This is a genomic window from Brachybacterium sp., from assembly GCF_036379615.1.
Classification (GTDB): Bacteria; Actinomycetota; Actinomycetes; order Actinomycetales; family Dermabacteraceae; genus Brachybacterium.
Map to the genome: position 1 here is coordinate 1 of NZ_DASVGJ010000009.1, position 14271 is coordinate 14271.

A 14271-nucleotide genomic window follows, 5' to 3' on the forward strand; every position below is an offset into this window, starting at 1 on the left:
GGGCCTGCGCGCCGCCGGGCCTGCGGGCGCCGGGCCTGCGGGTGGCGGGCCTGCGGGCTGGCGGGCCCGAGCGCCGGCGAGCCTGTGGGCTGGCGCAGCGGCGGCGCCCCCTTCCGAACTCACCCTCGCTGCCTGACCCGCCCCCCTTGACGGAAACGCCAGGGACACCCGACGAATGCGCCGTTCTCAGCCGGAATGGTCCCTGAAGTGGTTCAGAAAGAAGCATTCCTCGGCGCCACCTCCCCGGGACGCCGGGCAGGCGCGCTGGGCGAGGCCGGGCAGGGGCGCTGGGCGGGGCGGGGCCGGGCAGGGGCGTTGGGCGGGCGCCGCCGCCGCGGGATGCCGGGCGGGGGGCCGGGGGCACGCCCGCCGGATCAGTAGTAGACCGCGAGCGGACCCGTCGGCCCCTCGATGACCTGCACCGGGGTGTCGAAGACCCGGGTGAGCACCTCACCGTCCATGATCGCGTCGACAGGTCCGGACTCGACCACGCCGCCGTCCTTCATGGCGATGATGTGGTCCGCGTAGTGGGCGGCGAAGTTGATGTCGTGCAGCACCACGACGATGGTGCGGTCCAGTTCGCGCGCAGCATCGCGCAGCCGCCCCATCATCTGCACGCTGTGGCGCATGTCGAGGTTGTTCAGCGGCTCGTCCAGCAGCACGTACTCGGTGTCCTGCGCCAGCACCATCGCGACATAGGCGCGCTGACGCTGACCGCCGGAGAGCTGGTCGAGATAGCGGTCCTCGAGCTCGTCGAGGTTCAGGAAGTCGATCGCCTCGGAGATCTTGTGCTCGTCCAGCCGGGTCAGGCGACCCTTGGAGTAGGGGAAGCGACCGAAGCCCACCAGCTGGCGCACGGTGAGGCGGGTGATGAAGTGGTTCTCCTGGCGCAGCACCGAGAGGATCTTGGCGAGGTCCTTCGACGCGGTCGAGGAGATGTCGTAGCCGGCCACCTCGATCGCGCCCTCGTCGATGCCCAGCAGGCGGCCCGCCATGGTCAGCAGGGTGGACTTCCCGGCGCCGTTGGGACCCACCAGCGCGGTCACGCCTCCGGAGGGGATGTCGACGGTGACCGGGCCGATCACGACGCTCCCCGACGAGGAGGTGTACTGCTTCCGCACTGCATCGATGGAGATCACAGGCGCCCCTTCCGCAGGATGACGAGGAGGAACACGGAGCCTCCGACGAGTTCGATGATGATGGAGACCACGCCCTGGGCATAGAACACGTGGTTCATGACGAAGTACGCGCCGGCGAGCACCACGAAGCCGGTGAGCACGCCGATCGGGAGCAGTCGGCGGTGGTCGTGGGTGCCGGCGAGCTGGAAGGTCAGCGTCGCGACCAGGAAGCCGAAGAAGGTCATGGGGCCGACGAGGGCGGTGGAGACCGCCATCAGGATCGAGACCAGCACCAGCATGTAGATGGTCTGGCGGCCGTGGTCGACGCCGACGTTGATGCACACATCCCGTCCCAGCGAGATGACGTTGAGCCGGTGGGCGTTCGCCCAGATCAGAGCACCCGCGACGAGGACCAGCGGGATCGCGACCGGCAGGTACTCGGCGCTGGCGTTGTTGACCGAGCCGAACAGGCGGGCGGAGAGCACGTCGAACTCGCTCGGCGAGAGCAGCCGCTGCATGAAGGTCGAGACCGCCCCCATGCCGCCGCCCAGGATGATGCCCACCAGCAGCATCACCTGGATGTTCGCGTACTTCCCCCGCAGCAGCCAGCCGTAGAGCAGCACCGCGAGCCCCACCATCGCCAGGATCTGCAGCAGGAACTGGCCGGTGCCCTGCAGGACCATCACGCCGGTGGCGCCGAGCAGGTAGACCGCGCTGGTCTGGATCACCGTGTACAGCGACTCGAAGCCCATGATGGAGGGCGTGATGATGCGGTTGTTGGTGACGGTCATGAAGGTGATCGTCGCGACCGCCTGGCAGAACGCGACCACCACCATCACCACCAGCGAGGTCGCCCGCATCTCGGCGATCAGCCAGAAGCCGCGCGAGCCCGGCGGCATCGGGTTGCCGACGGCGAGCAGCCCCGCGCCGAACCCCGCCGCCAGCACCGCGAGCGCGACGAGCACGATCCAGTAGCGCCGACGCGAGCGGGCGTCGGGGAAGGCCCCGGCGCTGCTGCGGGGACGGCGCGGTGCCCCGATCACCTCCAGGTCGCCGACCAGATCGGCGGGAGAGGTGCTGATGGCGGGGCTGATCGGCTCCTTGCGGGCGGCGCCGAGCCGGCGATCCGGGAGCTGCCTGTGGGCCGGGGCGGTGGGCGTGCGCTCAGCCATGACGGCGCTGCCTCATCAGCAGGCCGATGAACACGACGGCGCCGACGATCCCGAGGATCAGGGAGACCGGCACCTCGAAGGGCATGATGATGATCCGCCCGATGAGGTCGCAGACGGTCACGATCGCGATGCCCAGCAGGCACACCCAGGGCAGGTTCGAGCGCAGGTCGTCACCGCGGATCATCGAGACCACGTTCGGCACGATCAGGCCCAGGAAGGGCAGGTTGCCGACCACCACGGTCACCACGCCGGTGGCGACCGCGACCAGTCCGGTGCCCAGCAGCAGCACCTGCTGGTAGTTCACGCCCACATTGGTGGCGACGTCCTCCCCCAGGCCGATCACGGTGAGGCGGTCCGCGACCAGGAACACCGCGATCCCCACCAGCAGCACGATCCACAGCACCTCGTAGCTGCCGCGCAGCACCGAGGTGAAGGAGCCGGCGAACCAGACGCCGAGGTTCTGCAGGGCGTCGAACTGGAGGGCCACGAAGGTGGAGACCGAGCCGACGACCGCGCCGAGCATGATGCCGATGATCGGCACGATCAGCGAGCTGCGCAGGGTGACCTTCCGCAGGAACAGGAAGAACACCATGGTGCCGACGAAGGAGAAGATGATCGCGACGGTCATGCGTGTCAGCAGTCCGGCGCCGGGCACCAGCACCATCACCAGGATCAGGCCCAGGCCCGCCCACTCCGTGGTGCCGGTGGTCGTCGGCTCCACGAAGCGGTTTTGGGTCATCAGCTGCATGATCAGCCCGGACATCGCCATCGCGGCCCCGGCCAGGACCAGAGCCACCGTGCGCGGGATGCGGGTGATCGCGAACATCTCGGCCCCGTCGTCCGCCCCGAAGATGTCGTACACCCCGGTGAACAGGGAGGCGACCAGAAGCAGGGCGACCACCACGATGCCGATCACGAGCTTGCCGTCGATCAGGCGCTCGCGGCCCCTGCGCTCCCGGTCATGGGCCTCCCGGTCGTGGGCCTCTCGGGCGTGGGCCTCCCTGGCATGGGAAGGACTGGACATCAGGTCTCCTGGGGGAAGTGCTCAGCGCCGACGGATCGCCGCCGGACGCGCCGAACGGCGGGCAGGACCGGGGTGGTCCTGCCCGCCGCGCGGAGGTCGTCGGCGGTGCCCGTGGCTCAGGCCTTGGCCTCGAAGGCGTCCGCCAGGCTCTGGAAGTACTCCGTGAAGGTCTGGATGGACTCGTTGGTGTAGGTGTCCGTGGGCATGTAGACGATGTTGCCCTCGGCCACGGCGGTGACGCCTGCGAGGGCGTCGGAGGAGTCCAGCAGCTCGTTGGCCGGGGAGTACTCGGGGTCGTCGGCGGCGACGGCCGCATCGCGGTCCATCACCAGGATCCAGGTCGGGTTCGAGTCCGCGATCGCCTCGACGGAGATGTCGTCACCCTCGTGGTCGTCGCTGGCACCCTCGACCTCGAGCGCCGGGGCGAAGCCGAACTGCTCGAAGGTCCAGCCCAGGGTGCGGCCGTTGCCGGGGGCGATGTAGCCGATCTCGCCGCCGGAGGTGTTCACCGCCATGATGGTGTCGGTGCCGTTGTAGGCGGCCTGGACGCGCTCGATCGCGGCGTCGAAGTCGCTGACCAGCTGCTCGGCCTCGGTCTCCTTGGCGAAGATCTGCCCGAGGACGGTCACGCCGCGCTTGAGCTCCTCGGCGTAGGGCTGGTCATCGCGAGGGTCGACCTCGACGATCGCGGCGTCCGGCGCGTACTTCAGGAAGTCCTCGCGGTACTGGGCGAAGCGACCGCCGTTGATGATCAGGGTGGGCTCGGCGGCGACGACGGCCTCGAGGTCGGGCTCACGGTGGTTGCCGAGGTCGATGACGGATTCGTCGTCGCGGTAGCCGATCGTCGGCGGCATCAGGGCGCGCGCGGCGGCGGTGAGGGTGACGCCCCAGGTGTCGAGGGTCTCGAAGGTGGAGTTGTCGGTCGCGACCACGGAGCTCGGAGGGGTTTGGATGCTCTGGGCGCCGTGGTTGTCCTCGATCTCGACGGTGCCGGCGGCCCCGGCCTCGGCGCTGTCGCCGGAGCCGGCGCCGCTCTCGCCGGCTGAGGCACCGCAGGCCGAGAGGATCAGCCCGAGGGCACCGGCGGCGGACAGCGCGCCGAAGTGGCGGCGGGGGAAGGTCGTCATGGCAAGGCTCTCTCTGGAGGACTCCGGGCGCCGCCGAGCGGGACGCCCCGCAGGGACGTACTGAGGTTAGCCTCACCTGGCCGGTTTTCGCCACCCGAGCGTTGCTTTATTGGCGATCCTGGGGGGTTCTGGGCTGTGCATCTGGTCACAGGGCACCGGATCCCCCACCGTTCCCGCGGCGCCATCGCCTCCCGCTAGGGTGGGCCGCGGCGCCGCTGGTGGGTGCGCGCCGAGCAGCACAGCCGGCCGCACAGTTCGGCAGGTCGAGCAGGGCAGTCGGTCGAGCAGCACAGCACTTCGAGGGGGATCAGCGTGGACGAGCGCACCGGCGCATCAGGGCCGCAGCTGCCGGACTTCTCCGGCGGCGGAAGCGGCGGCGCGAGCGGCTCCGGCGGCGCGCCCCGACTGCCGGACCACTCCGGCGGCGCCGACGGGCGAGGCGGCGAGCACGGCGCCGCAGGCGGCTCCGGCGGGCCGCAGGGCTCCGGTGGCGGGAAGGGCCCGCTGCTCGCGTTCCTGCTGGGCGGCGTCGGATGCCTCGTGGTCGTCCTCGCGATCGTGGCCCTGGTGCTCTCCCAGACGGTCTTCAAGGCCACTCCGGAGGATCCCACCTCCGGCGAGGAGACCGGCACCACCGCGGAGGGGCCGGAGGAGACCGAGCCCGAGGAGACCGAGCCCTCCGAGTTCGTCCCCACGGAGGAGCAGACGGACGAGGCGGACGGCGAGGTCACCGTCGCCGAGCAGCCCACCGTCGACTGCACGATCCGCGACAACGTGGTCGAGACCGAGCAGGTCGAGGGAGCGGTCCGTGGCGGCGGCCTCGAGTTCCCGGTCCCGGAGGGCTGGGAGGTCGGCCAGGACTGGAGCGGCGGCAGCGCCTACCAGGTGGATCAGAGCTTCGCGCACCAGGCGGTGGAGAACGGCTGGTACACCATCGCCTCGGTCGCCGCCGTCGATTTCCCCGAGGAGGAGGGCGGCTACCCCGGCGCGGAGGACACCGCGCGCGCGATCTTCCAGTGCGGGATCAGCCGCGACGAGGTCCAGGAGATCTACGACGACCCGGCGGAGCTGAAGAACTACCGCGATGAGGAGTTCACCGTCGACGGGCACCCGGCCTGGATCGTCAGCGCCGACGTGCAGATCTCCGAGCTCGCCCTCTTCCACACGACCGACGCCTGGCGCCTGACGGTGATCGTCGTGGACACCCCGGACGGACCCGCCGTCTTCGACGGCGGCGCGGCGGTCGGCCACGATCAGCAGGTCGCAGGGCTGGAGTCGATGATCGAGAACCTGCAGGTGCTCTGACCCCGCGCGGAGACCGACCCCACGGACCTCGGCGTGCGAGCACCGGATCCCGACGGGTTCCGCCCCAGGTGTCGATCTGCGCCCGGCTCGTTCGTCATAGTGGTGTCCGGGCCGCACGGCTCGGTCGAGGCACCCACGAAGGAGTCACCATGAAGTACGTCCTGCTGCTGATGGGGAACATCGCCGATGAGCGCTGCGGGGAGAGCGAGGAGGGCCCCGGCGTCGAGGAGTTCGTCGCCTTCGACGCCGAGCTCGAGCAGGCCGGGGTGCTGGCCGGCGGTTTCGGCCTCACCGACCCCGAGGAGGGCACCAGCCTCTCCAAGGCCTCCCGCGACGCGGAACCGGTGATCACCGCGGGTCCGTACGCGGAGAGCCGTGAGTTCGTCGGTGGCACCATCGTCCTCGAGGTCGACACTCTCGACGAGGCCCTGGCCTGGGCCGCGAAGTGCCCGGGCGCGATCGGTGGCCGCGTCGAAGTGCGGCCGATGCTCGAGCTCTGAACGACACGGACCCGGAACCGGCGCACGAGGGGCTCCCGTCGGACGATGTGCTGGCCCGGTTCCACCGGGAGGAGCACAGCCGCCTGCTGGCCACGCTCGTGCGCCGTTTCGGCGATCTCGATCTCGCCGAGGACGCCGCCTCCGAGGCGATGGAGTCCGCGCTGCGCAGCTGGCCGGCGCAGGGCGTCCCCCGCAGTCCGCTGGCCTGGCTGACCACCACGGCGAAGCGGGCCGCCCTCGACAGGGTGCGCCGGGACGCCACCAGCGCGCGCCGGCTCGCCGAGCTGCACCTGCTGGAGGGGTCTCCCGCGGCCTCGTCGGCCGATCATCGCGCCCTCGAAGAGGGCGAGCTCCCGGACGACCGCCTGGCCATGCTGATGGGCTGCTGCCACCCGGCGATCGCCCCGGCGGATCGGATCGCGCTGATGCTGCGTTTCGTGGGCTCGCTGTCCACCTCGGAGGTCGCGCAGGCCCTGCTGCTGCCGGTCCCCACCCTGCAGGCGCGGATCACCCGGGCCAAGAAGCGGATCGCGAGCAACAGCATCCCGCTGACCGTCCCGCCCGACCCCGCCGAGCGGGAGCGTCGACTGCCGCTGGTGCTCACCGCGATCTCCCTGATCTTCACCGAGGGGTACGCCGCGACCAGCGGTGATACCCCGATCCGGCGAGAGCTCACCGCGGAGGCGATCCGTCTCGCCCGCCTCCTCCACCAGCTCCTGCCCACGGCGGCCGAGCCGCAGGGCCTGCTCGCGCTGCTGCTGCTCACCGATGCCCGCTCCCCCGCACGGCAGGAGGCCGACGGCACCCCGATCCCCCTCGAGGAGCAGGACCGCTCCCGCTGGGACCAGGCGCTCCGGACGGAAGGGCTGGCGCTCGCGGAGGAAGCGGCGGGCCGGGAGGACGCCGGGCGGCTGACCATCCAGGCCGCGATCGCTGCGGTCCACGCCGAGGCGGAGAGCTTCGCCGCAACGGACTGGGCGCAGATCGTCTCGCTGTACTCGCTGCTGCTGCAGCATGGCGAGGACCCGGTGGTCCGGATGAACCGCGCGATCGCGGCGGGCCGGGCGCAGTCTCCGCGCGAAGGCCTGCGGCGGCTCCAGGAGCTCGCGGAGGAGCCCGAGCTCGCCCGCCACCATCCCTTCCACGCGGCCCTCGCCCTGCTGCACGAGGAGGCGGGTCAGCCCCGGGCCGCCGTCACCGCGTGGGACAGTGCGCTCGACCTGGCGGAGAACGCCGGCGAGCGCCGGTTCCTGGAGCGTCGACGGGCGCGGGCGCACGAGGCCGCGGCGGCGCTCGAGAGCGACGCGGGCCTGGAGAGCGGCGCCGCGCCGGAGGCCGGCCGCTCCTCGGCGGGGCCCGGCTGAACCGGGCAGGCCGGGATCAGTTCTTCTCGGACTTGCCCCCGGAGAGCAGCAGCGCCGCGGCGATCGCGAGCAGCCAGCTGTCCTTCGCCACGGCGGTGCCGTCCTGGGTGGGCCGCACGCCGTCGGACTCGGTCATCCCCGGGGTGCGCAGGTACATCGACACCATCGAGCCGGAGAACGCGGCCAGGCCCAGGCCCGCCACCTTGGTGGGCACGAAGGGCAGGAGCAGGGAAGCGCCGACGGCGATCTCGCCGTAGCTGAGGAACTTCGCGAACTGCTCGGGGGTGAGCTTGCCCAGGGGCGGCACGCCCTGCGCGGCCATGCCCTGCAGACCTGCGGCCATCTCGGCGGGCATGCCGAGCTTGCCGATGCCGGAGTTGAGGATGAACGCGCCGGGGACGGCGCGGAGGACGGCGGTGCTGAGGGACATGGGACCTCCCGAGTAGAAGTGTTTTCGTTTTCAACGATACGGTACGGCAGATCGGTTGTCGACTCTGAACCGGGTGCTGCTGCGGAGGCGGGGCTCGCGGGAGGCTCTCCCCGCGCGACTCAGGCCCGCGCGATGATCTCGCCGTGCAGGACGCTGAACCAGCCGTCGGGATGGTCGGCCCAGGTTCGAAACCCCTCGGCGAGGACTGTGCGCTCCTCGGCACCCGCCCAGGCCTCTCGCCCGAGCTGTTCGGCGAAGGGCCCGTCGACGAGACGGCCAGCACAGGTCTCGGCCCAGGCCCGACGCGTCTCGGGCGTGGCGTGCAGCCAGGTCGAGGCGCCGGGGGTGACGTCCTCGAAGCCGGCCTCATGGGCCCATGCCAGCAACCGGCGCCCGGCGTCCGGGGTGCCGCCGTTGGCGCGGGCGGCGCGCAGGTAGAGCTCGAGCCATCGATCCAGGGACGGCCGTTCCGGCCACCAGCGGAAGCCCTCGTAGTCGCTGTCGCGCACCGACACGATCCCACCAGGCCGGGTGACCCGTCGGAACTCGGCGAGCGCGGCCACCGGGCGCGGCAGGTGCTGGAGCACCTGGTGGGCATGGACCACATCGACGCTGCCGTCCGGAAGCGGCAGCGCCTGCGCGTCGCCGACCAGCACCTGCACGGCATCGAGCCCCTGCCGGGCGAGCTCGGTGCGGGTGAGCTCGGCGGACTGCTCGGAGACCTCGAGCGCGGTGACGCTCTCGGGGCCGACGATCCGGGCCAGGTCGGCGGTGATCGTGCCCGCCCCGCTGCCCACGTCCAGCAACCGCATCCCGGGACGCAGATGCGGGAGCAGGTGCGCGGCGGAGTTCTCGGCGGTGCGGGTGCGGTGGCTGTCGAGCACGGCGGCGCCGTAGCCGTGGGTGTAGGCGGGGGCGGGTGGGGCTGCGGGGGCGTCTGCGTTGTCCGGCATGGCCCGACGCTAGGACGTGCACGGCCCTCCGGCCAGGGACGACCACTCCGTGGCCGGCCGTACCGCTCAGCCGCGGCCCTCGCCCTCCGTGCCGCCGGCCGCGGGCCTCCGCAGCGCCGCCCGTCGATCCCACACGGCCGCCGCGATCACCACGGCGATCCCCACCACGGCGCCGATGACGGTCTCGAGCACACGCGCCTCGAGCATCGCCCCGATCGGCTGCGGGTGGGCGAGCTGCACCATGAGCAGCGCCAGCGGGGTGACGAACAGCAGAGCGAAGGAGTAGTTGCGCATCACGTACATCTCGGCGAGGAACTGCAGCACCACCACCCACACCACCAGCTGCCACGGCTCGGCGGGGAAGGAGAGCAGGAAGGCGGTGGTGATGATCCCCAGGGTGGTGCCGATGATGCGGTGCAGCCCTCGTTCGACCTGCAGGGTGCGGCCCGGTGCCGACAGCGGCGCGATCGCCGCGATCTGCGCCCAGTACGGGAACGGCAGCCCGGAGGCGATCCCCAGCGCCCCGGCGATCGCGGAGGCGACCGCGAAGCGGCCGAACTCCGAGCCCAATTGCGCGCGCGACCAGGTCTCCGTCGCGGCGCGCACCTCCGCTCCCGGGTGGCGCTCCCCCGCCCAGTGCCCGAGCAGGCCCAGCACCACGCACAGCGCCGCGCAGCCGCCGGCGATGAGGAAGGCGGCCCAGATCGGAGCAGCCGGCGGAGCCGAGGCGATGGCCGCGACCGCGAACAGCGGGAACACCGCACCGCCCGGCTTCAGGCCGAGCTTCAGCACCACCGCGGCGGCCAGTCCGGCCACGAGCGAACCGACCCCCAGGGTCGTCCAGGACTCCGCCGTCCCGCCCATGGACTCCCCGACCTGGGCGAGGCTCGCGCCGAGGGTCACGCACACGGTGAGCAGCACCCCCGCCATCGACTGGCGGCGGAAGCGCATCCGCGTCGGCTCGTACCTCGAGTAGATGCCGGTGAACGCACCGAAGCCCACGTACATCGCCCACTCGACGCGTCCCGTCACCAGCAGCACCGACAGCGGGATCGCCAGGCCCAGCGCGATGCGGAAGGCCGGGATGTGGTCCACGCGGCTGGGCCCGAGGCTCAGCAGTCGCGTCGCCGACGCCCGGATCCGGGAGGATGCTGAGGGCACGGGGCTCCTTCCGGGACGGCGCGACGGCCGAGCCGCGGGCCGACCCTGCGGTGGTGACGGTGGGAGCGGACGGGCCGGCGGCGGGATCGCAGGGACTCGTGCGATGGGGCCGACGGGGCGTCCGGAGGAGGTGCGCACGGGGCGCACCTGCCACTGTATGGCGGCAGTCGCCTCTGGTCATCCCCTGATCCGGTCACACCCCATGGGAGAATCCCGAGATCAGTCGCGCAGCATCCCCGTCGGCCGGAACCACCGGCCCAGCCTCCCCGGAGCCGTCCATGACACCCCCTGAGACACCCACCGCTCCCGTTCCCGCGCCTGTCGGCGGCGCCGGGGTCATCGAGACCGCCGGCATCGAGATCATCGCGGAGACGGAGAGGACCGCGCGGCCCCGAGATCTCGTCTGGCCCTGGTTCGCCGCGAACGTCTCCGTGTTCGGGATGAGCTACGGCTCCTACCTGCTCGGCTTCGGCATCAGCTTCGTGCAGGCCACCATCGTGGCGGTCATCGGCATCATCATCAGCTTCCTGCTGTGCGGGCTGGTCGCGATCGCGGGCAAGCGCGGCAGCGCGCCGACGATGGTGCTCTCGCGGGCGGCCTTCGGGGTGCACGGGCAGAAGGTGCCGGGCATCGTCTCCTGGCTGACCTCGATCGGCTGGGAGACCTCGCTGGCGATCTCCGCCGTGCTCGCCACCGCCACCGTCTTCGACGTGCTGGGCCTCGCCTCCGGGCAGGCGGTCACCGTGATCGCCGCGATCCTCATCGCCGCCCTGATCGTGGGCGCGAGCGTGCTCGGCTATCACACCATCATGAAGCTCCAGTCGATCCTCACCTGGGCGACCGGCGCGATGACGATCCTGTTCATGATCCTCACCATCCCCCACATCGACCTCGCCGCCGTGCTCGCAGCCCCCTCCGGCTCCCCGCAGGCGATGATCGGCGCGCTGGTGATGGTGATGACGGGCTTCGGGCTGGGCTGGATCAACATCGCCGCCGACTGGTCGCGGTACCAGAAGCGCACGGCGTCCGACGGGTCGATCGTGCTGTGGAACACCGTGGGCGGCGCCGCCGCCCCGGTGGTGCTGGTGATCTTCGGCCTGCTGCTGGCGGGCTCCGACGAGGGGCTGCGCGGCGCGATCGAGGGCGACCCCATCGGTGCGCTGGTGACGATCCTGCCGCTGTGGGCGCTGATCCCCTTCTGGATCGTCGCCGTGCTGACCCTGGTCTCCGGCGCGGTGCTGGGCATCTACTCCTCGGGGCTGACCCTGATCAGCCTCGGGATCCGCATCCCCCGCCCGGCCGCCGCGGCCGTCGACGGGCTGATCCTCACCGCCGGCACCATCTGGGTGGCGTTCTTCGCGACCAGCTTCATCGGCCCGTTCCAGAGCTTCCTGATCACCCTCGGCGTGCCGATCGCCGCCTGGGCGGGCATCCTCATCGCCGACATCGTCTCCCGCCGCGCGGACTACGACGAGAAGGCCCTGTTCGACCCCGCCGGACGCTACGGCGCCGTCGACTGGACCTCGATCCTCACGATGGTCGTCGCCTCGATCCTGGGCTGGGGCCTGGTGGTCAACTCCTTCACCGAGGACGCCCCCTGGAACAACTGGCAGGGCTACCTGCTGGAGCCGCTGGGCCTGGGCACCTTCGTGGATGATCCGGCCGGCTCCTACTGGGACGGGAACTGGGCCTATTCCAACATCGGCGTGCTGCTGGCCCTGGTGCTCGGCTTCGGGGTGACCTGGTTCGCGCGTCGCGGGAGGATCCGGGCGCAGGAGCGGCGCTGAGCTGCGCCGGCCTGATCGCCCGGCCGATGGCCGCGCCGGGTCTGCCCGCTCGGCAGGCCCGCTCGGCGGGGTGGGCTCGCCAGTGCTGGACCGGGCTCGCCGTCGCGGGGCGTGAGCAGTCCCTGGCCACCGCGGCCCGCAGGGTCCACGATGGCTCCATGCACCCCTTCCCCTCCCACCCTGCCCTGCCGTGGCTCGCCGCGAGCGGGGTGATGCTCATGTGGGCCTCGTCCTTCCTGGTGATCCGGGTGGCGGGCCACGACTTCTCCCCCGGGGCGATGACGCTGCTGCGGGTGAGCGCCGCCTCGGTGGTGCTGCTGCCCCTGCTGCTCCTGGGCCGGGTGCGCCCGCCGCGCACCGCCCGGCTGTGGGCGGCGGTGCTGGGCTGGGGCGTTGCCTGGTTCGCGCTGTACCTCGTGGTGCTCAACGCCGCCGAGCTGTTTCTCGACGCGGCCACTGCGGCCATGCTGGTGAACCTCGCCCCGCTGATCGTCGCGGTCGCCTCGGGCCTGCTGCTCGGCGAGGCGCTGTCCGTGCGGCTGCTGGCCGGGGTGCTGGTGGCCTTCAGCGGGATCGTGCTGATCTCCGTGGGCGCCTCCACCGGCGGGCTCTCCGGCCTCGGCGTGGTGCTGGGGCTCGCCGCGGCGCTGCTCTACGCCGGCAGCGTGCTCGCCCAGAAGCTGCTGCTGGCCCACGTCGGCTCGACCTCGATGACGGTGATCGGTGTGGTCGCCGGCACCCTGGCCTGCCTGCCCTTCGCCCCGGCCCTGATCTCGGAGGCGGGCGCGGCACCCCTGGGCTCCCTGCTGGGCGTGGTCTACCTAGGGGTGTTCCCCACCGCGCTCGCCTTCCTGCTGTGGGGCTACGCGCTGACCCACACCGGCGCCGGACTGCTCAGCTCCTCCTCCCTGCTGGTGCCCGCGCTGACCCTGGGGCTGGCCTGGCTGCTGCTGCGCGAGGTGCCGCCGCCGCTGGCGGCCGTCGGCGGAGTGCTGTGCCTGGCCGGAGCGGCGTTCGCGATCGCTCCCGCGGTGCTGCGCGCCCTGCGGCCGGGGCGCCGGGCGGACTACCCTGGCTCCACAGCGAGAGAGCCGAGCGTCGAGGCCCGGACCGGAGAGGACCCCATCCATGCCCCCTGCGCCTGAGCCGCGCCCCGCACCCTGGCTGCTGATCGTCGACCCGCAGCGGATCTTCGCCGCCCCGGACTCCGACTGGGCCTCCCCGTTCTGGGAGCAGGCCTGGCCGCGCATCCAGCAGCTCGCCGCCCAGGTGGGCCCCGAGCGCACGGTGATCAGTCGCTGGCTGCCCACCGCCGATCGCACCACCGCCTGGGGCGAGTACTTCGCCGCCTGGCCCTTCGCGGACGTCCCCGCGACCGACCCGCTCTACCAGCTGGTCGACGGTGCCGCCGCCCTCACCGCCCACCCCACGGTGGACCAGCCCACCTTCGGCAAATGGGGACCGCAGCTGCGCGGGATCGTCGGCCCGGCCCCACACCTGCTGGTCGCCGGGGTCTCGACCGACTGCTGCGTGCTCACCACCGTGCTCGCCGCGGCCGACGCCGGAGCCCACCTCACGGTGGTCACCGATGCCTGTGCGGCCTCGAGCGCGGAGAACGGGGCTGCGGCCCTGCACACCCTGGGCCTGTTCCCTCCGCAGGTCGAACTGGCCACGAGCACGGAGCTGCTCGAGCCGGCCGCCCAGCGCCCGTCTCCCACCGCCTCGTGACCCCCGGCACGGCTGCGTCCGGGACGCCTGCGTCCGGGACAGCTCTGCCCGGGACGGGCGGCACCCTGCTCACGGTGGGCCACGGGCGGCTGGAGCGGGACGAGCTCGCCGACCTGCTCACCGGGGCCGGGATCCGGCAGCTGGTGGACGTGCGCCGCTTCCCCGGCTCCCGCTCGAACGACGCCGCCGCCCGCGGCGCGATCGAGGAGATCTGCACCGACGCCGGCATCGGCTACCGCTGGGACGAGCGGCTGGGAGGGCGGCGTCGGCTGAGCAAGGAGGAGGACGCCGCCTCCCCCGACCCCTGGTGGCGCGTGGCGCAGTTCCGCGCCTACGCCGGCTGGACCCGCAGCGAGGAGTTCCGCGCCGGGCTCGCCGAGCTGCGGGAGGACCTCTCCCGCGGCCGCACCGCCGTCCTGTGCTCGGAGGCCGTGTGGTGGCGCTGCCATCGCCGTCTGATCGCCGATGTGATGCTGCTCGAGCACGCGGCCGAGGTCCTCGACCTCATGCATACGGGACAGCAGCGGCCGCACGAACCGAGCGAGGGTGCCCGCCTCGACACGGACGGGCACGTCGTCTGGGACCGCGCCGACGAGTCCTGA

At 72.1% G+C, this 14271-nt stretch carries 14 protein-coding genes; 7 read left to right on the plus strand and 7 right to left on the minus strand.

Annotated elements, in window-relative coordinates; translation table 11 throughout:
- Window positions 1-374: 374 nt before the first annotated feature.
- The 4 genes from VF289_RS01945 to VF289_RS01960 all read right to left on the minus strand — a co-directional run bounded on the left by VF289_RS01945 (window position 375) and on the right by VF289_RS01960 (window position 4441).
- The gene (locus VF289_RS01945; RefSeq protein WP_330880549.1) at window positions 375-1139 is read right to left on the minus strand and encodes an ABC transporter ATP-binding protein; all 765 of its coding nucleotides are present in this window, start codon (window positions 1137-1139) and stop codon (window positions 375-377) included.
- Window positions 1136-2290 (minus strand): iron chelate uptake ABC transporter family permease subunit, encoded by a 1155-nt coding sequence (locus tag VF289_RS01950; protein WP_330880551.1) that lies wholly within the window; start codon window positions 2288-2290, stop codon window positions 1136-1138. Before VF289_RS01950 ends, VF289_RS01945 begins: the two co-directional genes overlap by 4 nt.
- Window positions 2283-3314: an ABC transporter permease gene (locus VF289_RS01955; protein ID WP_330880553.1), complete on the minus strand. Its 1032-nt coding sequence runs from the start codon at window positions 3312-3314 to the stop codon at window positions 2283-2285. The genes VF289_RS01950 and VF289_RS01955 overlap by 8 nt, the downstream gene beginning before the upstream one ends.
- A 116-nt stretch (window positions 3315-3430) precedes the next feature.
- A complete protein-coding gene (locus tag VF289_RS01960) occupies window positions 3431-4441 on the minus strand; it encodes a siderophore ABC transporter substrate-binding protein (RefSeq protein ID WP_330880555.1) in 1011 nt (336 codons plus the stop codon).
- A 312-nt stretch (window positions 4442-4753) separates the two neighbouring features.
- On the opposite strand from VF289_RS01960, the gene VF289_RS01965 reads away from it, so the two are divergent.
- From VF289_RS01965 to VF289_RS01975, 3 genes are all read left to right on the plus strand, one after another.
- Window positions 4754-5746, plus strand: a complete 993-nt coding sequence (locus tag VF289_RS01965) for a hypothetical protein (RefSeq protein ID WP_330880557.1) — start codon at window positions 4754-4756, stop codon at window positions 5744-5746.
- Between the two features lie 149 nt (window positions 5747-5895).
- Complete coding sequence (locus tag VF289_RS01970; RefSeq protein WP_330880559.1) at window positions 5896-6246, plus strand: YciI family protein; 351 nt, start codon at window positions 5896-5898, stop codon at window positions 6244-6246.
- 47 nt (window positions 6247-6293) lie between these two features.
- Window positions 6294-7610 carry an RNA polymerase sigma factor gene (locus VF289_RS01975; protein ID WP_330880561.1) on the plus strand — a complete coding sequence of 439 codons (1317 nt, stop codon included), beginning with the start codon at window positions 6294-6296 and terminating at the stop codon, window positions 7608-7610.
- Between the two features lie 16 nt (window positions 7611-7626).
- Here the strand turns inward: VF289_RS01975 and VF289_RS01980 are convergent, their stop codons facing one another.
- The 3 genes from VF289_RS01980 to VF289_RS01990 form a co-directional block, all read right to left on the minus strand.
- Window positions 7627-8040 (minus strand): hypothetical protein, encoded by a 414-nt coding sequence (locus VF289_RS01980; protein WP_330880563.1) that lies wholly within the window; start codon window positions 8038-8040, stop codon window positions 7627-7629.
- A 119-nt stretch (window positions 8041-8159) separates the two neighbouring features.
- Window positions 8160-8993: a methyltransferase domain-containing protein gene (locus tag VF289_RS01985; RefSeq protein WP_330880565.1), complete on the minus strand. Its 834-nt coding sequence runs from the start codon at window positions 8991-8993 to the stop codon at window positions 8160-8162.
- A 66-nt stretch (window positions 8994-9059) separates the two neighbouring features.
- Window positions 9060-10154: an FUSC family protein gene (locus VF289_RS01990; protein WP_330880567.1), complete on the minus strand. Its 1095-nt coding sequence runs from the start codon at window positions 10152-10154 to the stop codon at window positions 9060-9062.
- A gap of 278 nt (window positions 10155-10432) precedes the next feature.
- Here VF289_RS01990 and VF289_RS01995 point away from each other — a divergent pair, with 278 nt between their 5' ends.
- The 4 genes from VF289_RS01995 (at window position 10433) to VF289_RS02010 (ending at window position 14271) form a co-directional block, all read left to right on the plus strand.
- On the plus strand, window positions 10433-11941 hold the full coding sequence (locus VF289_RS01995; RefSeq protein ID WP_330880569.1) for a purine-cytosine permease family protein: 1509 nt from the start codon (window positions 10433-10435) through the stop codon (window positions 11939-11941).
- Window positions 11942-12099: 158 nt separating this feature from the next.
- The gene (locus VF289_RS02000) at window positions 12100-13086 is read left to right on the plus strand and encodes a DMT family transporter (RefSeq protein WP_330880571.1); all 987 of its coding nucleotides are present in this window, start codon (window positions 12100-12102) and stop codon (window positions 13084-13086) included.
- A complete protein-coding gene (locus VF289_RS02005; RefSeq protein ID WP_330880573.1) occupies window positions 13070-13669 on the plus strand; it encodes a cysteine hydrolase family protein in 600 nt (199 codons plus the stop codon). Before VF289_RS02000 ends, VF289_RS02005 begins: the two co-directional genes overlap by 17 nt.
- Window positions 13666-14271, plus strand: a complete 606-nt coding sequence (locus VF289_RS02010; protein ID WP_330880575.1) for a DUF488 domain-containing protein — start codon at window positions 13666-13668, stop codon at window positions 14269-14271. Before VF289_RS02005 ends, VF289_RS02010 begins: the two co-directional genes overlap by 4 nt.

Coding starts and splice junctions, on each gene's coding strand:
- VF289_RS01970 (WP_330880559.1), top strand. CDS start 5,896: ATGAAGTACGTCCTGCTGCTGATGGGGAACATCGCCGATGAGCGCTGC.
- VF289_RS01985 (WP_330880565.1), bottom strand. CDS start 8,993: ATGCCGGACAACGCAGACGCCCCCGCAGCCCCACCCGCCCCCGCCTAC.
- VF289_RS01950 (WP_330880551.1), bottom strand. CDS start 2,290: ATGGCTGAGCGCACGCCCACCGCCCCGGCCCACAGGCAGCTCCCGGAT.
- VF289_RS01960 (WP_330880555.1), bottom strand. CDS start 4,441: ATGACGACCTTCCCCCGCCGCCACTTCGGCGCGCTGTCCGCCGCCGGT.
- VF289_RS01955 (WP_330880553.1), bottom strand. CDS start 3,314: ATGTCCAGTCCTTCCCATGCCAGGGAGGCCCACGCCCGAGAGGCCCAC.
- VF289_RS01995 (WP_330880569.1), top strand. CDS start 10,433: ATGACACCCCCTGAGACACCCACCGCTCCCGTTCCCGCGCCTGTCGGC.
- VF289_RS02005 (WP_330880573.1), top strand. CDS start 13,070: ATGCCCCCTGCGCCTGAGCCGCGCCCCGCACCCTGGCTGCTGATCGTC.
- VF289_RS02000 (WP_330880571.1), top strand. CDS start 12,100: ATGCACCCCTTCCCCTCCCACCCTGCCCTGCCGTGGCTCGCCGCGAGC.
- VF289_RS01980 (WP_330880563.1), bottom strand. CDS start 8,040: ATGTCCCTCAGCACCGCCGTCCTCCGCGCCGTCCCCGGCGCGTTCATC.